Genomic DNA, 16782 nt, shown 5'->3' with positions numbered 1-16782 from the left:
GATTAGCGCAGCTTGGTAGCGCACTTGGTTTGGGTCCAAGGGGTCGCAGGTTCAAATCCTGCATCGCCGACCACTTTCTCTCTAGTATCTCAGTCATTTATTTCAAATTTACTAACTTTTAATCAATTAGCACCAATATGCCTAATTATTTAACCTGATTGCTCGACTCCGTCGTTGAATAGGTTATAATGCCGCGTCTATTAATTAACGTAGTGCCCGTAGGGCAGGCAACAAGCGTCACATGCAACGGAGAGTTTGGCAATTTAGCCGAAGGCCCACAAAAAGCATGATGGTTGTCTTGTTAGTAAGGAAGGCGCTTTGTCGCCCAAAAATGAAGATTGAGGTAAATCATGCAAGTTTCTGTTGAGACGACTCAAGGCCTTGAGCGCCGTCTGACCATCACCGTTCCTGCAGAGAACGTTGAGACTGAAGTTAAAAAACGCCTACAACAACTGTCAAGAACACAGCGTATCGATGGCTTCCGCCCTGGTAAGGTTCCAGTGTCAATCATCACTAAGCGTTACGGCGCAGCTGTACGTCAAGAAGTTGCTGGCGATCTGATGCAGCGTAACTATATCGAAGCAATCATTGCTGAGAAAATCAACCCTGCAGGCGCACCATCTTTTGCTCCTAAGTCACTAGAAGCTGGTAAAGATCTAGAATTCGATGCAACTTTTGAAGTATACCCAGAAGTTGAACTTAAAGATCTAGACAAAATCGCGGTTGAGAAGCCAGCAGTTTCTGTCACTGATGAAGACCTAGCGAACATGCTTGAAACGCTTCGTAAGCAACACGCTTCTTGGACTGAGAGCGATGCTGCAGCTGGCGAAAAAGACCGTGTAACGGTTGATTTCGTTGGTACAATCGACGGTGAAGAGTTCGAAGGTGGTAAAGCTGAAGACTTCCCTCTAGAGCTTGGTCAAGGTCGTATGATCCCAGGTTTTGAAGACGGTATCGTTGGTAAAAAAGCAGGTGAGGAAGTTGTTTCTGACGTAACTTTCCCTGAAGAATACCACGCTGAAAACCTAAAAGGTAAAGCGGCTCAATTCACAATCACTTTGAAGAAAGTTGAAGTTCAAGAGCTTCCTGAACTAACTGACGAGTTCGCAACTAAGTTTGGTGTTGCTGAAGGCGGCGTTGACGCACTTAAAGAAGAAGTTAAGAAGAACATGGAGCGTGAGCTAAACCAAGCGGTTAAAGCAAACGTGAAAGATCAAGCGATCAAAGGTCTTCTAGAAACTAACGAAGTTGAAGTGCCAAAAGCACTAATCGACCAAGAAATCGATGCACTTCGTCAACAAGCTGCACAACGTTTTGGCGGCAACGCACAAAACATGCCTGAGCTTCCAGCTGAGCTATTCCACGAGCAAGCAGTAACTCGCGTGAAAACTGGCCTACTACTAGGTGAAGTGATCAAAGCGAACGACATCAAAGTTGATGAAGATAAAGTTGCTGAACTAATCGACACAGTTGCTTCTGCATACGAAGATCCAAGTGAAGTAGTGGCATACTACAAAGCAAACGATCAGCTAATGCAGCAAATGCGCAACGTTGCGATGGAAGAGCTAGCAGTTGAAGCAGTACTTGCTGCTGCATCTGTTTCTGATGTTGAAAAGTCATTCGACGACATCATGAATCCACAGGCTGCTCAATAAGTCTTTGAAGAAATCATTGACTTACAGCTAAGCTGAAGTTTAAATGGCTCGAGTTACTCTAATAGAGAATTCGGGCCATTTTTGTTTTTAAGCCTTGATATTGAAGCATTAAGTACTTATATCTTGAGGCATGGCTTATTTTATTAGCTATACTTATTTTACGAGTCAGGTTTCGTTGAGTATTACTGCTACAGTTATATCTACTCGTTTCAATTCGCTCAAAAAAGTATTAGCCTAAACACCGATCACAGAATGTTTTTATGGACCGCGCTAAGTCCAATAAAATTGTTGCGAATACGCAATAGATTCTGTGCTAATAAGGAATAAAAAACATGAATGATGGTATGATCGATCCAATCAATGCGTTAGTACCTATGGTCGTGGAGCAAACGGCTAAAGGCGAGCGTTCTTATGATATTTACTCACGACTGCTAAAAGACCGTATTATTTTCTTAACTGGTCAAGTCGAAGACCATATGGCCAATCTAATTGTGGCGCAGATGCTGTTCTTGGAATCAGAAAGCCCTGACAAAGATATATTCTTGTATATCAACTCGCCAGGTGGTTCTGTGACTGCTGGGATGTCAATCTACGACACGATGAATTTTATCAAGCCTGACGTTAGTACGGTTTGTGTTGGTCAAGCTGCGAGTATGGGGGCATTTTTGCTATCTGGCGGTGCTAAAGGTAAACGTTATTGCTTACCTAATTCTCGTGTGATGATCCACCAACCTTTAGGTGGTTTCCAAGGTCAGGCTTCTGATTTTGAAATTCATGCCCGTGAAATCTTGGCGATCAAAGAAAAATTGAATCGCTTAATGGCGGAACACACTGGTCAACCTTATGATGTGGTTGCGCATGACACAGATCGAGACAACTTTATGACTGCAGATCAAGCGTTAGAATATGGCCTGATTGATGCGGTTCACTCTCGTCGAGAGCTTAAGTGATTATGAATTAGCCGATGAATTGAATTCATCGGCTTCTACTGTGCCAAAGCCAAATTTCTTTGGTATAGTTAAAAGAAATACGATGTTATCTAGAGATAACAGCAATTGAATGAGGTAGCTGAATGTCAGACACTCCAACAGACGGCGATAAGAATAGCAAGCTACTCTACTGCTCATTTTGCGGTAAGAGCCAGCATGAAGTTCGTAAGTTAATTGCCGGTCCATCTGTCTATATATGTGACGAGTGCGTTGAACTTTGTAACGACATCATTAGGGAAGAAATCAAAGATATTGCGCCTAAGCATGACGCGTCTGATAAATTACCTGTGCCAAAAGAGATCAGAAATCACTTAGATGATTATGTGATAGGTCAAGACCACGCTAAAAAAGTCTTGTCTGTTGCGGTTTATAATCACTACAAGCGCCTGCGTAACCAAGGCGGCAAAGGTGATGTAGAACTTGGCAAAAGTAATATTCTATTGATTGGTCCAACGGGTAGTGGTAAAACCCTTTTAGCAGAAACGCTTGCACGTTTACTTGACGTTCCATTCACGATGGCAGATGCAACGACATTAACCGAAGCCGGTTATGTGGGTGAAGATGTTGAAAACATCATTCAAAAGCTTCTGCAAAAATGTGATTACGACGTTGAGAAAGCACAGCGTGGTATTGTTTACATCGATGAAATCGACAAAATTTCAAGAAAATCTGACAATCCATCGATTACCCGTGATGTGTCAGGTGAAGGTGTACAACAAGCACTACTAAAACTGATTGAAGGTACGGTTGCATCTGTTCCACCACAAGGTGGTAGAAAGCACCCGCAACAAGAGTTTTTACAAGTAGATACTTCTAAGATCTTGTTTATTTGTGGTGGTGCGTTTGCAGGCTTAGATAAAGTCATCGAACAGCGCAGTACAAAAAATACTGGAATTGGCTTTGGTGCTGAAGTTAAATCTAAAGACTCTGAGCGCTCATTAAGCGAAACGTTTAAAGACGTAGAGCCTGAAGATTTAGTTAAGTACGGCTTAATTCCTGAATTTATTGGTCGTTTGCCTGTAGTCGCGACTTTGACTGAACTAGACGAAGAAGCACTAATTGAAATTTTAAATGAGCCTAAGAATGCACTTACTAAGCAGTATGCGGCGCTATTTAAGATGGAAGGTGTTGACCTTGAATTCCGTGAAGATGCGCTACGAGCGATCGCTCATAAAGCGATGGAGCGTAAAACGGGTGCCCGTGGTCTGCGTTCGATTGTTGAAGGCGTATTGCTTGATACTATGTATGAGCTTCCTTCACTAGAAGAAGTGAGTAAAGTCGTCATTGATGAAACAGTGATCAAAGGCGAATCAGACCCTATTATGATTTACGAAAATAACGGTAAAGAAAAAGCGGCGTCTGAATAGCTCAGTATGAAATTGAAAAAAGGAGCCTAGTGCTCCTTTTTATTTCTTAGTCCACATCAGATAGAAACCAATATAGTCAAATTGCTATAACGATCAAAGGCAATAGTGAGACACGTTTTTAGGGTGAATTTTTTATACATTTCACCATGGTAAATTGAGTGTCAACACTAAGCTTTTTATACGTTAAATTGATCTCTACTTGATGCGGATTACTATAAACTATTGAACTTTATCTGCGTTATCCCCATATAGCTCAGTATTCCCAAAATTAATTGAAGTGCGAAGAGAACATAATGACGCTTGAAAGAACGGATCGAGTAGAAATTCCTGTGCTAGCGCTACGCGATGTAGTGGTGTATCCGCATATGGTGATCCCGCTGTTTGTAGGCCGAGAAAAATCAATAAAATGCCTAGAAGCTGCGATGGACAATGACAAGCAAATCTTTTTAGTTGCGCAAAAAGACGCCTCAGTTGATGACCCAAGCACTGATGATGTCTATCAGACTGGTACCATTGCAACGGTACTACAGTTACTCAAACTACCTGATGGCACAGTGAAAGTGCTGGTTGAAGGTACTCAACGCGCAAAAATAGATGAGTTTCTAATTACAGACGAATATTTCTTGGCGCAAGCTCAGTATATACCATCTCAGGATGTAGATGAGCAAGAGCAAGACATATTAGTTCGCAGCGCAATTAGCCAATTCGAAGGCTATGTGAAGCTAAATAAAAAGATCCCACCAGAGGTACTAACGTCAGTATCGGGTATTGATGAAGCTGCACGCTTAGCGGACACGATGGCTGCTCATATGCCAATTAAAGTACCTGAAAAACAAAAGGTGCTAGAAATTAACGATGTGACCGAACGCCTTGAGTATTTGATGGCGTTGATGGAAGGCGAGATTGACCTACTTCAAGTAGAGAAAAAGATCCGCTCACGCGTTAAAAAGCAAATGGAGAAATCCCAACGTGAGTACTATCTGAATGAGCAAATGAAAGCTATTCAGAAAGAGCTTGGTGAGCTGGATGATGTACCTGACGAATTTGAAGCCCTGAAAAAGCGTATTAGCGAAGCGAATATGCCGCAAGAAGCGGAAGAAAAAGCGCTTTCAGAGCTTAACAAACTTAAAATGATGTCACCTATGTCTGCGGAAGCGACGGTTGTGCGCTCGTACATTGAGACGATGATCAATGTACCTTGGAAAAAGCGCTCAAAGGTGAAAAAAGACCTAGCTGGTGCGCAAAAGATACTTGATGCCGATCATTATGGTCTTGAGAAAGTGAAAGACCGTATCATCGAGTATCTAGCGGTACAGCAGCGCACCAATAAGCTTAAAGGTCCTATCTTATGCTTAGTCGGCCCTCCAGGCGTTGGTAAAACCAGTTTAGGTCAATCTATCGCGCGTTCTACGGGTCGTAAGTACGTACGTATGGCGCTCGGTGGCGTGCGCGATGAAGCTGAAATTCGCGGACACAGACGAACTTATATTGGCTCAATGCCGGGTAAGCTTATCCAAAGCATGTCGAAAGTTGGCGTGAAGAACCCACTTTTCTTGCTGGATGAAATCGATAAGATGTCATCGGATATGCGCGGCGACCCTGCATCGGCTCTACTAGAAGTGTTAGATCCAGAGCAAAATAGCAACTTTGCAGACCACTATTTAGAAGTGGACTACGATCTGTCTGATGTTATGTTTGTTGCGACTTCTAATAGCTTTAACATTCCAGGTCCATTATTAGACCGTATGGAAGTCATTCGTCTTTCTGGTTACACCGAGGACGAAAAGCTGAATATTGCCAAGCAGCACTTAATTCCAAAGCAAGTGAAACGCAATGGATTAAAAGAGTCTGAAATCAATATTGAAGACAGCGCGATCATTGGCATTATCCGCTACTACACGCGTGAAGCGGGTGTACGTAATCTAGAGCGCGAAGTATCTAAGTTGTGCCGAAAAGCAGTTAAGAACATCTTGCTAGATAAAAATGTTAAGCAAGTTGTGATTAACCAAGAAAACCTTGAAGACTTCTTAGGTGTACAACGTCACGATTACGGCAAGGCGGAAGATGGCGATAGAGTTGGTCAAGTTACCGGTCTTGCATGGACAGAAGTCGGGGGTGACTTACTCACTATCGAATGTGCGGCAGTACCAGGTAAAGGCAAACTTGCTTACACCGGCTCGCTGGGCGATGTGATGCAAGAGTCAATTCAGGCGGCAATGACGGTGGTTCGCAACCGTGCTGACAAACTACGGATTAATGACGATTTCTACGAAAAACGTGATATTCATGTTCACGTTCCTGAAGGTGCAACACCAAAAGACGGCCCGAGTGCCGGTATTGCGATGGTAACGGGCTTAGTATCAAGCCTTACTGGCAATCCAGTACGTGCAGATGTTGCGATGACAGGTGAAATTACCTTGCGTGGTGAAGTTCTGCCTATCGGTGGTCTGAAAGAGAAATTATTGGCAGCACACCGTGGTGGAATTAAGCGAGTTCTAATACCGAAAAAGAACGAGCGTGACTTAAAAGAAATTCCAGAGAATGTTCTTGAAGGGCTTGATATTCATGCAGTGTCATGGATTGATGAGGTATTATCACTGGCGTTAGCGCACCCAATAGACAGTTTTAGTGTGGAATCGCAAAAAAACTAAGAAAAAAGCCAAAAAATTGAGTGAAAAGGCTTTTCAAATCTAAAAGGTGTGTTAAGTTAGGCACTGTATTCAAGCCTACTGGTTCGGAAGCCCCGTAATCACTAGGCTTGAGAAAGATTTCGAGAATTAGAGAGTCGCTGTGATGTCTCTAAATGAATAGCAAAAGTTACCAGTAAGAAGTAACTTTTGACAATAACTATGGAAGAGGATGATATTGTGAATAAATCTCAATTAATCGATCAAATCGCAGCTGATGCTGACATTTCTAAAGCGGCTGCTGGTCGTGCGCTAGATTCATTCATTGAGTCTGTAACGGGTGCACTAAAAGACGGTGACTCTGTTGCACTTGTAGGTTTTGGTACTTTCTCAGTGCGCGAGCGTGCTGCACGTTCTGGTCGTAACCCACAAACTGGTGAGACTATTCAAATCGCAGCAGCTAACATCCCATCTTTCAAAGCGGGTAAAGCGCTTAAAGACGCAGTAAACTAATTCAATTTGAATTAGGCGGTGCAGAGTCATCGCGAACTGCTTCAAGATAAAAGGCGTATCTGCTAAGATACGCTTTTTTTATACCATCACTAATCTGATTGGTGTAATGCTTAACCCAAATCTAGCAAACACAAAGTGCTTAGGTGCTTTGACTTAGATAAGAGAAACAATAAATGCTTGAAAAGATCAGAGAAGGCTCGCAAGGCCCGGCGGCTAAAATCGTATTAGGTTTAGTCATCTTATCTTTTGCGTTAGCAGGGATCGGTGGTTACCTAGGTCAAACCACAGAGCAGCCTGTCGCAGAAGTGAACGGAGTAAAGATTTCACAAACTAAGTTTTCTCGTGCTTACTCAAATGAACGTGCACGACTAGAGCAACAGTTTGGCGAATACTTTGCACAGATTGCAGCCGATCCTAATTATATGGCGCAAATTCGCCAAGGTGTTGTTGACCAATTAGTACAACAAGAATTACAAACCCAACTAGCTAAAGAGCTTGGTCTTCGTGTAAGCGATGAGCAGGTTAAAAAAGCGATTGTTGAAATGCCATATTTTCAAATTGGTGGAGAATTCAGTAACGACCGTTACCTACAAGTTATCCGTCAAATGAACTTCCAGCCAGATAGCTTCCGCGAATATCTTCGTGACGAGATGACTCGTGCGCAGTTAATCTCTGCGGTTGCAGGCACTGATTTTGTATTGAAAAACGAACTTCAGCAATCTATTGCGCTACAGCAACAAACTCGTGCTATCGACTATGCAGTATTAAGCAAAGAGTTGGTGAAAGATGAAGTGTCAGTATCAGATGAAGAAGTTCAGAACTACTACGACTTGAATCAAACTCAGTTCCAAGCTCCAGAATTAGTCGCGGTTAACTATATCGAGCTAAAAGCTGAAGATTTAGCGCCTGCAGAACCAGTGACTGAAGAAGCGTTAAAAACGTATTACGAAGAGCAAAAAAACCAATATCTTGAACCTGAAAGACGCCGCGTGTCACACATTCTTGTTGATGCAAGCGAAGATGCTGAAGCCGCTAAACAAAAAGCAGATGAAATTCTGGCTGAATTGAATAACGGTGCTGATTTTGCCGTTGTTGCAGAAGAAAAATCTGACGACGTGGTGAGCGCTGAGCTTGGTGGTGATCTAGATTGGATTGAAAGAGACATGATGGATCCGGCGTTTGAAGATGCAGCATTTGCGCTTGCCGAGGTAGGTGATGTATCTGAAGTGGTTGAATCTGAGTTTGGTTTTCACATTATCAAGCTAACAGACATTCAGCGCCAACAGGCACAATCTTTTGAAGACGTAAAAGACGACCTTCGTGCAGAGCTTGAAAAAGCAGCCAAGATCGATGCGTTCTATCAAAAGCAAACCCGTGTAGCTGAACTTGCTTTTGAAATGGCTGACTCGCTACAAGACGCTGCTGAAGCCGCTGGCGTTGAAATCAAATCAACTGAGCTTGTAAGTCGTAATGCGCTTCCTGAGCCACTTAATTCACCAGCGATAAGCAATACTATCTTCACGCCAGAGCTGCTAGAAGACCGCGTAAACTCAGAAGTGTTAGAAGTTGCACCAGAGCATATCGTGGTGGTTCGTGTTGCTGAGCATAAAGCGGCAGCGACTAAGCCTCTTGAGGACGTAAGTGCGCAGATCAAAACGCAGTTGAGCAATGAAAAAGCGTCGACATTAATTGCAGAGAAAGCACAGTCGCTATTTGAGCAACTACAAAGTGGTTCTACTTTAGCTGAGATTGCCAAAGCACAAAGCATCGAAGTGAAGAGCGTGACTGAGCTTAAGCGTCGTAGCTACGACGTGCCACCAGCAATTGCAGCTGAAGCATTTAAATTGCCTCAGCCTGGTGTTGCAGAGACAGAGTCTGCACTTGTAGAGCTTGGTAATGGCGATTCGGCATTTGTGGTGCTGAAGTCAGTCACAACGCCTGAAGTTGATGGCAAGGTTGATGCACAGCAGAAGCAGTCAATCACCGCTTCTTACGCAAACAAAAACTATCTTGAGCTACTAGCAGCACTTGAAGCTAAGTCTGAAGTAAAAAGACCACAGTTACAGGTCACAGAGCAGCAATAATCGCTTTTAGATAGAAAAAGGGCGCCAACACGGCGCCTTTTTTGTTTTTGGCCTCTCACTATATACTTGTTTGTTGAATTTTATTTGCTAGTGAGTATATTTGTTGTTAATTTTATAGGTGTTTAATTTATAATAATAAATTCCTGGTTGTTCCTATGTTGACAAATATTGTTCTCTTATTTAACATGTCCGATTTTCGGAACGGTGTATTTTAAATAGGAACTTTATGAAATATAGATATAGCGCATGGATTGTAGCCTTATTGCTATCAATATCGGGATGTAACAGTGACAGTAAGACTGTTATAGAGTTACCTGTAGAGGGAGGTCAAGGAGATAACACTTCAACGGACAATAATGGAACTAATACTGATAACTCCTCGGATACAGATAATTCAGATAAAGATAATACCAATACCGACGATTCAAATTCAGATAATGCTAATTCTAATAATCCCACAAAAGAAACAAATGAAGAGGTAATTAAGCGTATTCTGAGCGCACAAGGAGCAGAAAGCACTACCTCTCTTGCTTTAAAAGATTTTGAGATTGCTGAATTTGGATGTGTAACCGCGGCAAATCTATCTGTAATTCAGGGATATTTTAATACGACACAAGATGAATTACAGTTGGCGGCTCTCAAACATCGATTATGCAAAGTTGTCGAGCTTTTTGAATTAAATAGTAAATCTTTACTCACACCTAATAGACTGAAGGAAGTTGGACTTCGGGGCTTATTTTTTGAAGATGGTAAATTGGATGAGTGGGCATATGACGAGCTGATTTTAGCGATACCAGAGAGCCACTTTGAGTATGCTGCGCTTCAGGGGGCAGTTGAGGACTTCCATCATAATCAAAGCTCTGTTTGGCCTAAACAGATTAATATTTCTTTTGACGATGGTGGCGCATTAAACTCTATCCATGATCACCTTGATCTATTTGATAAATATAACGCAACATTTACCTATTATGTTAGCCATTACTCCACTATTGATCATTCAAAAGTGGCTGATATAGAAAACCGAGGTCACGAAATCGGTCATCATGGAGTAATTCATCGTCATGCGAAGATTTACTCCGAAGAAAATGGTGTTCAGAAGTGGATAGCAGACGATATCACACCACAACTTGACGCGATGAGAAGAGATGGCTTGACGGTAACGTCTTATGCGTACCCATTCGGAGCTTATACGAAAGAAACTGATCGTGAAATCAAGAAATATTTTACTCATGTACGTAAGTTTGCTTCTTGGTCTTCTGTTATTTATAGAGGTGAACGCAGTGATAGACCAATCACAACCGGATTATCTATGGACTCACACCGCTTTGATTTGGACAAAATCCAGAATGCGATTGATACCTTAAAAGGTGGTGAGACTCTATACTTAGCAACGCATGTCATTGGTAAAACTGGAAATGAGTGGTATATCACTCCAGAAAATCTTGAAAACGTATTGGCTTATGCAAGTGCGAAAGGTTTAAAGTTTTGTCATACCAGTGAGTGTATGAATTTTAAGGGTAACACGACTAATTAATCTGAACTTTAAAAACAATAAGTTAGTTCATTCCTTATCCAAACCTAAGGTTAACTAAAACGGTGATTGAATAGGGCGGTCAATATTATAGCCGCCCTGATATTCAAAATAGAGTTAATACGGCCCTTGCTACGGCCTGAGAAGACTGATAATTCTGCCCCGTCACTATGCGGCTATCTACTTTGATAAAAGACGCATCCCGCTCTCCATACACAAAACTCCCTCCAAGCTCTTCCACTTTAGGCTGAATTTGAAAAGGAAAATGCTTGAAGTACGCTCTATCTGGATTTTCAAATGCGGTAGGGTAACCGGTGATTTGTTTTCCTTTGATGAGATACTCGCCATTTTTCAAGCGCAAATTAACGATACCAGCTGTGCCGTGGCATACGGCGGCAACAACACCTTGGTTTTGTTCATATATATGCATAGCAATACGCTGTAGAGTAGAGTTTTCCGCTACTTCATACATGGCATTGCTGCCGCCAACATAATAGATTGCCGCATATTGGTTAGGGTCGACTTCAGCTGGGCGCATCGTGTTGCTGAGCGCATACATATAGTCAGGTTGGTAAAGGTACTTTTTATGTTCACCGTTTGAAGTATTTATATAGCTCAGGTTTAGTGCGCCACCTTGTGTGCTGACGAAATCAACAATTAGTCCAGCTTGGGTAAATACGTCATAGGCACTGAGTAGTTCTTCGAAGCTCGTGCCAGCTGGCAGCTTGCTATCGCCGTGAAAGGCCTTGCTTGATGCGACAATGAGTACTCGGCGACCTAAGTTCGTTACTTGCTCGGAAGTTAGCGTGGTTTGCTGCGCCGATTTACTGATGATTTGCCATGTGCCAGCTATTTTCTTTAGGAGTAGGTGATCGATGTACTGTACGTTTGACTTCAATATATCAATACGGATTTTGGCCTGTGCAAGGTGGTCATTCACGCTGATATTTAGAATTTTGGCGCGCCTGCCAGTGTCTTTTTTCGAGCCTTTATACCAACTCAAATACTCTTTCAACGGGACTTGCCACATCGCTTGGTCTGACTTTTCTAAAATAAGCATCGCGTCGGGATGAAACGCTTTTCTTATCACTTCAGGCTGGTTGTTCGCGGTGCCACTGATGTAGTGGTTTAATGTAGCGGTAATTTTAGCGGTCTCATCCTCAAAAGCGACAGCGTTGCTGATTTGAAAAAATAGTAAAAATAACAATGGTACTAGTTTTGATAGGGTCATAAGTTTCTCCTGTAATGACTCAGAAGAAACATAAACTTATTTAATTAAAGCAGTCACCTAGAGTATATTTTAGGAGTCTGAGAGTATGTTTTCGGAGTGCTTAAAGTTATTTGGAGAGTACCCTGTGAGCTTCTTAAATGCGGCAAAAAATGTGGATGCAGAATTAAAACCACACTCCAGTGCAAGGTGTTCCAGCGGCATGTTGGTGCTCGAAAGCAAGTGTTTCGCATATTCAACTCTCAAGCCATTGAGATATTGTTTAAAGTTACAATGATAATGGCGATTTACTATTTGCGATAATTTGTTGTGGCTCGTGCCTAATCGTTTGGCTAATCGGGGTAGCGTTAAATCCGGCTCAGTAAATAGCTTGCTTTCTGACATTAGCGACTCCAGTTTGGCTATGAGCTGATTGTACTCATCGTCGCTTATGTGCGTATTGGCATATTTCGTTTCATTAGCAGTTGGTTTTCGTAGTAATTTGGGTGCGAAAAGGATGCTTAAATAGAGCACAAAGCTGAAGGTGAGTGCTCCTGTGATGTAAGAAGTGAATGACGAAAAGAAATACGCGGCCCAAATGAGCCAGCAACCGCAGATAACAACCATAGATAGATGAAACTCGGCGTCGTTATTGGCGCTTTTGGCCGTAGCTAGACGATAAAAAGTATAAGAACTTATCAGTAAATAACCTAGCCAAAAATAGGATGTGCCTTTGTAACCCCACGTTTGCCAAATTTCAGGGTGAAGCTGATAGGGCATAAATATACCAAATCCAATAATAAAACCGCTTAATGCCAAAAAGTGTATTGTTAGATAACGATTTTTGGTTTTACTGTAGCTTGCAAGTACAAAGTTGAGCAGGCAGGGGCCAAGCAAAAAATAGGCACTCAGACCTATTTGCAGGATCGTTTTATCCAGCTCTGGGTTAAAGTAAAAAAGGACTGATTTACCAATTCGAATACAAAGTAAAATGAGCAGCACCGACACCCAGCGCAGTGCCTTTGCCTCCTGAAATTTTACTAGCAGTAGGGCGCTGAGAATAAAGCCGTTAAATACTCCAACAAGTGAGAAGAAAAATAACAGATGGGCGCTAAAATCCATTTCTCATTCCCTCGTGAAATTAAGCTGACAGCAGCTTCTGCATAGTTTTAGATTTTGGAGTATTGAACACACACTCCGTTTCGCCATATTCGACGACTTTGCCGCGATTTAATACCAAAATCTCATCACTCATGTGACGAACCAAACTCAAATGATGTGTGATAAGCACGTACGCAAGTCCCGTTGCTGCTTGTAATTCCAGCAGCAGATTCACAGTTTGTGCGCGTACGGATGGGTCTAATGATGACAACGCTTCATCCAATACCAGCACTTTAGGGTCTAAAATAAGGGCTCTCGCTAAGGCAACCCGCTGTAACTGCCCACCACTAAACATATGAGGATAATAGTCTATGTGTTCGCCAAGTAGCCCGACGCGACTGAGTGTGATGCGGATTTTCTTATAGCGCTGCTCTTCGGTGAGTTCTGTATTGTATTGCAGACAATCATCAAGTATGTCCCCAATGGTGAGACCCGGGTTGAGCGAGCGAGTTGGGTCTTGAAAAATAAGACGAATAGTACGGCAGTCATGATTGCGAATACCAGCGTCTTCTACAATTTGGCCGTTTAGTAATATTTGTCCAGAGTCTGCCATGTCGGCACCGGCAAGTACTTTGGCGAGCGTACTTTTACCAGAGCCGGTCTCGCCTATAATTGCGAGGGTTTGTCCGGGAGCAAGCGCAAACGACACATCTCTGAGTACCTGCAACGAGCGGCGTCTGAACAGTCCTTGGCGAGAAGTGTAGGACTTGTTTAAAGACTGTACTTTTAAGACGGGTTGCATTTTTGCTTCACCTTAATTAACGGAAAGTGGCAAGCGTAACTATGACCATGCGAGCGACTTTGCCTTGGCGTGACGACACATTCTTTTTGCGCTTGAGGGCATCTAGGCCCCAAGCGACATCCTATGGGTAAATGCTGTAATGGGGGAATAGTGCCTTTCAGGGCATAAAATGCTTCTTTATGGCCGAGCCCTTGACCAAAGTCCGGCAAACTCTTAACCAGCGCTTGGGTGTAGGGATGTAATGGCTGTTTAAAAATAGCCTGAGTAGGGCCTGCTTCAACCATCTGTCCGCAGTAGAGCACATGCATTGCATGAGACCAGTCGGAGATCTCTTCCAGCTCATGCGAAATCATTAATATCGACATGTTCTTAAGCTGGTTTAATGCCTTGAGCAATCGAAATACTTGCGCACGGGCGGTACTCTCAAGTGCGGTGGTAGGCTCATCGGCAATAAGTAGTTTAGGGCTTCTGGCTATGGCCATCGCAATCATGATCTTTTGACACATCCCCTCAGAAAGTTCATGTGGGTAACTGCTACAGATCTTTTTATCGTCTCGGATCCCTGCTTTGTGCAATAGCGCTCGAACCTTTTCTTTTCGTTCTTTTCTACGACCAAAAAAGCCACCTTTTAAGCCGCTATCGGGAATAGATTCCGCGACTTGGTCGAAAATAGTGGCGGTTGGGTCAAGGCTTCGACTTGGCTCTTGGTAAATCATCGCAATATCTTGGCTGACGAGCTTTCTGCGCTTTTCTGAAGACAAGCGCATAAGATCGACACCACGCCAATGCATGCGGTCTGCGGTTACTGTCCAGCGCTGATTGAGCACCCCCACAATGGCTTTGGCGATTAGACTTTTACCAGAGCCAGACTCGCCGACAAGCGCATGTACTTCGCCTTCCTTAAGGCTAAGGTTGACCTTATCAACCGCGCGAATAACACCGTCTTCGGTACGTAGTTCAATGGTGAGGTTCTTAATGTCTAGTAATTGCATTAATCTGCCTTACGTTGTTTCAGTGCTTCACGCAGTCCATCACCAACCAAGTTGGTAGAAAGTACTGCCAAAAAGAGCAATACACCTGGGAGGCCTACAGTCCAAGGCGCGAGATAAATTAAACTTAAGTTTTCTTGTAGGATAGCACCCCACTCGGTAGATGGAGGCTGCGCACCGAGCTTTAAGAAACCAAGTGCCGCAATATCCAAAATAGCAGTCGACAGCGCCATGGTGAAGATAACCACGATATGCTCGTAGATGTTAGGCAGTATGCCACGGACGAGCAGTTTCCAGCGTGTTGCACCATCAAGCTTAAAGGCGATGATATAGTCTTTACTCAGCTCAGTGACCACTAAGTTTCTAATCGAGTGGATGTATTGTGGTAATAGCGCGAAGATAATCGCCCACACCGTATTCATCAAACCTGGCCCTAATATAGCAATGATGATAATGGCCAGCAGTAACGAAGGAATGGCGAGTGTAATATCCAATAAGTGATTAAGAAAGCTAGATTTCAAGCCTCGACTGGCGCCAGCAAGCGTACCAAGTACGACGCCGAGTGCCGTGGTAACCAAGGCCGCAATGATAGATAAACCAAACGTGTAAGTTGCTCCGTTCATTAGGCGCGATAAGATATCTCGCCCCAAATCATCTGTACCGAGTATAAAGCGCACATCGCCATCATCATGCCAAGAAGGTGGCAGCAACAGGGCATCAGCATGCTGCTGGTTAACTCCATAGGGCGCGATCAGCGGCGCTGTTAAAGCCAATACCGTCAGGGCAACAAACAGCCACAAACCCACTAGCGCAACGTGGTTTGAGCGGAATTTACGCCATAATCTAAATAAAGGTGAGCGATTAGACTCTTCGGTAAATAGATTAAACTTTGCCATGAGCCTGATTCCTTGCGAGCGGGTCGAGTATCGAATGAATAAAATCAGACAACATGTTGGCAATAATAACAAAGAAAGACACCGCGAGTAGTCCCCCTTGGATAGCTGGGAAATCACGTTGATAGATGCTTTCAATTAACCATCGACCGATCCCAGGCCAAGAGAATATCACCTCAGTGATCATCGCAAGTGTGATGAGCGTGCTAAATTGCAGACCAATTTGCTTTATCACTGGTAACAGCGCATTCCTCAGCGCGTGGTGAATGATAAGCTGGCTGCGATTAAGGCCTTTTGCTCTAGCTGTTTTAATATAGTTCTGGTCGAGGACTTCGAGCATAGAGTCGCGAGTAAAGCGGATCAAAACTGTCGTTGGATACATAGCCAGCACAACGGTTGGCAGCGCTAAATGATGAAGTGCATCCCAAAATGCGGCACCGCCATAGGGAAAACCTTCAAGATAAATATCAATCAGAATAAAATGAGTAACGGGCTGTATTTCATAAAGTAAGCCGATTCTACCGGACATGGGGAAAAGCCCAAGACCCAGACAAAATGCCATAATAAGCAGCAGGGCTAACCAAAAAACTGGAATGGAAAATCCCATCAAGCTTAATGAGTTAATGAGCTTATCTGGCCACTTTTTATGATAAGCGCTGGCTATTACTCCACTTGGTACGCCAATAATGACTGCAACCGTCAAAGCATATAAACATAGCTCAAGCGTTGCTGGAAATAGATGTTTCACATGAGAAAGCACGGGTTGGCCCGACGATAAAGATAATCCCCAGTCGCCTTCAAACATACGAGCCATAAACGCGCCATATTGGACAAAGATATTTTCTTCAATACGGTATTTTTCAACTAGTGCCTGCGTTTGGGCATAACTTGAGTTGACTTCGCCACTGAAGTTGGTGATCAACTCACCTGGGAACAGGTAATTGAGGGCAAAAGTAAAAATCGTCAAGGTAAACAACATAAAGCAAAGCAAGCTCAGTCGTCGATAAGCATATTTTGCGAACAT

General features: G+C 43.2%; 13 protein-coding genes. 7 read left to right on the top strand and 6 right to left on the bottom strand.

The window, feature by feature from the left end; genetic code table 11:
* The first annotated feature begins 350 nt into the window (after positions 1-350).
* From tig to NO992_RS19130, 7 genes are all read left to right on the top strand, one after another.
* Entirely contained in the window at positions 351-1655 is a 1305-nt protein-coding gene (gene tig, locus NO992_RS19160; protein ID WP_371379902.1) for a trigger factor, read from the top strand.
* A 332-nt stretch (positions 1656-1987) separates the two neighbouring features.
* A complete protein-coding gene (clpP, locus tag NO992_RS19155) occupies positions 1988-2605 on the top strand; it encodes an ATP-dependent Clp endopeptidase proteolytic subunit ClpP (protein WP_010371147.1) in 618 nt (205 codons plus the stop codon).
* 122 nt (positions 2606-2727) lie between these two features.
* Positions 2728-4011 carry an ATP-dependent protease ATP-binding subunit ClpX gene (clpX, locus tag NO992_RS19150; protein WP_010606725.1) on the top strand — a complete coding sequence of 428 codons (1284 nt, stop codon included), beginning with the start codon at positions 2728-2730 and terminating at the stop codon, positions 4009-4011.
* 293 nt (positions 4012-4304) lie between these two features.
* Positions 4305-6662, top strand: a complete 2358-nt coding sequence (gene lon / locus NO992_RS19145; RefSeq protein ID WP_017216125.1) for an endopeptidase La — start codon at positions 4305-4307, stop codon at positions 6660-6662.
* Between the two features lie 216 nt (positions 6663-6878).
* Positions 6879-7151, top strand: a complete 273-nt coding sequence (gene hupB / locus NO992_RS19140; protein WP_010371157.1) for a nucleoid-associated protein HU-beta — start codon at positions 6879-6881, stop codon at positions 7149-7151.
* Positions 7152-7324: 173 nt separating this feature from the next.
* Positions 7325-9235, top strand: a complete 1911-nt coding sequence (locus tag NO992_RS19135) for a SurA N-terminal domain-containing protein (protein WP_371379897.1) — start codon at positions 7325-7327, stop codon at positions 9233-9235.
* A gap of 226 nt (positions 9236-9461) precedes the next feature.
* Positions 9462-10769 carry a polysaccharide deacetylase family protein gene (locus NO992_RS19130; protein ID WP_371379895.1) on the top strand — a complete coding sequence of 436 codons (1308 nt, stop codon included), beginning with the start codon at positions 9462-9464 and terminating at the stop codon, positions 10767-10769.
* A 103-nt stretch (positions 10770-10872) separates the two neighbouring features.
* Here the strand turns inward: NO992_RS19130 and NO992_RS19125 are convergent, their stop codons facing one another.
* The 6 genes from NO992_RS19125 to NO992_RS19100 form a co-directional block, all read right to left on the bottom strand.
* Entirely contained in the window at positions 10873-11997 is a 1125-nt protein-coding gene (locus NO992_RS19125) for a nuclear transport factor 2 family protein (protein WP_371379893.1), read from the bottom strand.
* 69 nt (positions 11998-12066) lie between these two features.
* Entirely contained in the window at positions 12067-13095 is a 1029-nt protein-coding gene (locus NO992_RS19120) for a helix-turn-helix domain-containing protein (protein ID WP_371379891.1), read from the bottom strand.
* A 19-nt stretch (positions 13096-13114) separates the two neighbouring features.
* Entirely contained in the window at positions 13115-13876 is a 762-nt protein-coding gene (locus NO992_RS19115; protein WP_010371169.1) for an ATP-binding cassette domain-containing protein, read from the bottom strand.
* Entirely contained in the window at positions 13861-14868 is a 1008-nt protein-coding gene (locus NO992_RS19110; RefSeq protein ID WP_010371173.1) for an oligopeptide/dipeptide ABC transporter ATP-binding protein, read from the bottom strand. The genes NO992_RS19115 and NO992_RS19110 overlap by 16 nt, the downstream gene beginning before the upstream one ends.
* Positions 14868-15761 (bottom strand): ABC transporter permease subunit, encoded by an 894-nt coding sequence (locus NO992_RS19105; protein ID WP_010371175.1) that lies wholly within the window; start codon positions 15759-15761, stop codon positions 14868-14870. The genes NO992_RS19110 and NO992_RS19105 overlap by 1 nt, the downstream gene beginning before the upstream one ends.
* Positions 15748-16782: an ABC transporter permease subunit gene (locus NO992_RS19100; RefSeq protein ID WP_010371177.1), complete on the bottom strand. Its 1035-nt coding sequence runs from the start codon at positions 16780-16782 to the stop codon at positions 15748-15750. The genes NO992_RS19105 and NO992_RS19100 overlap by 14 nt, the downstream gene beginning before the upstream one ends.

Origin of the sequence: Pseudoalteromonas sp. DY56-GL79, from assembly GCF_041414765.1 — a bacterium.
Classification (GTDB): domain Bacteria; phylum Pseudomonadota; class Gammaproteobacteria; order Enterobacterales; family Alteromonadaceae; genus Pseudoalteromonas; species Pseudoalteromonas piscicida.
The sequence above is the reverse complement of the archived record's forward strand: the minus strand, read 5'-3'. Positions and strand labels throughout refer to the sequence as shown.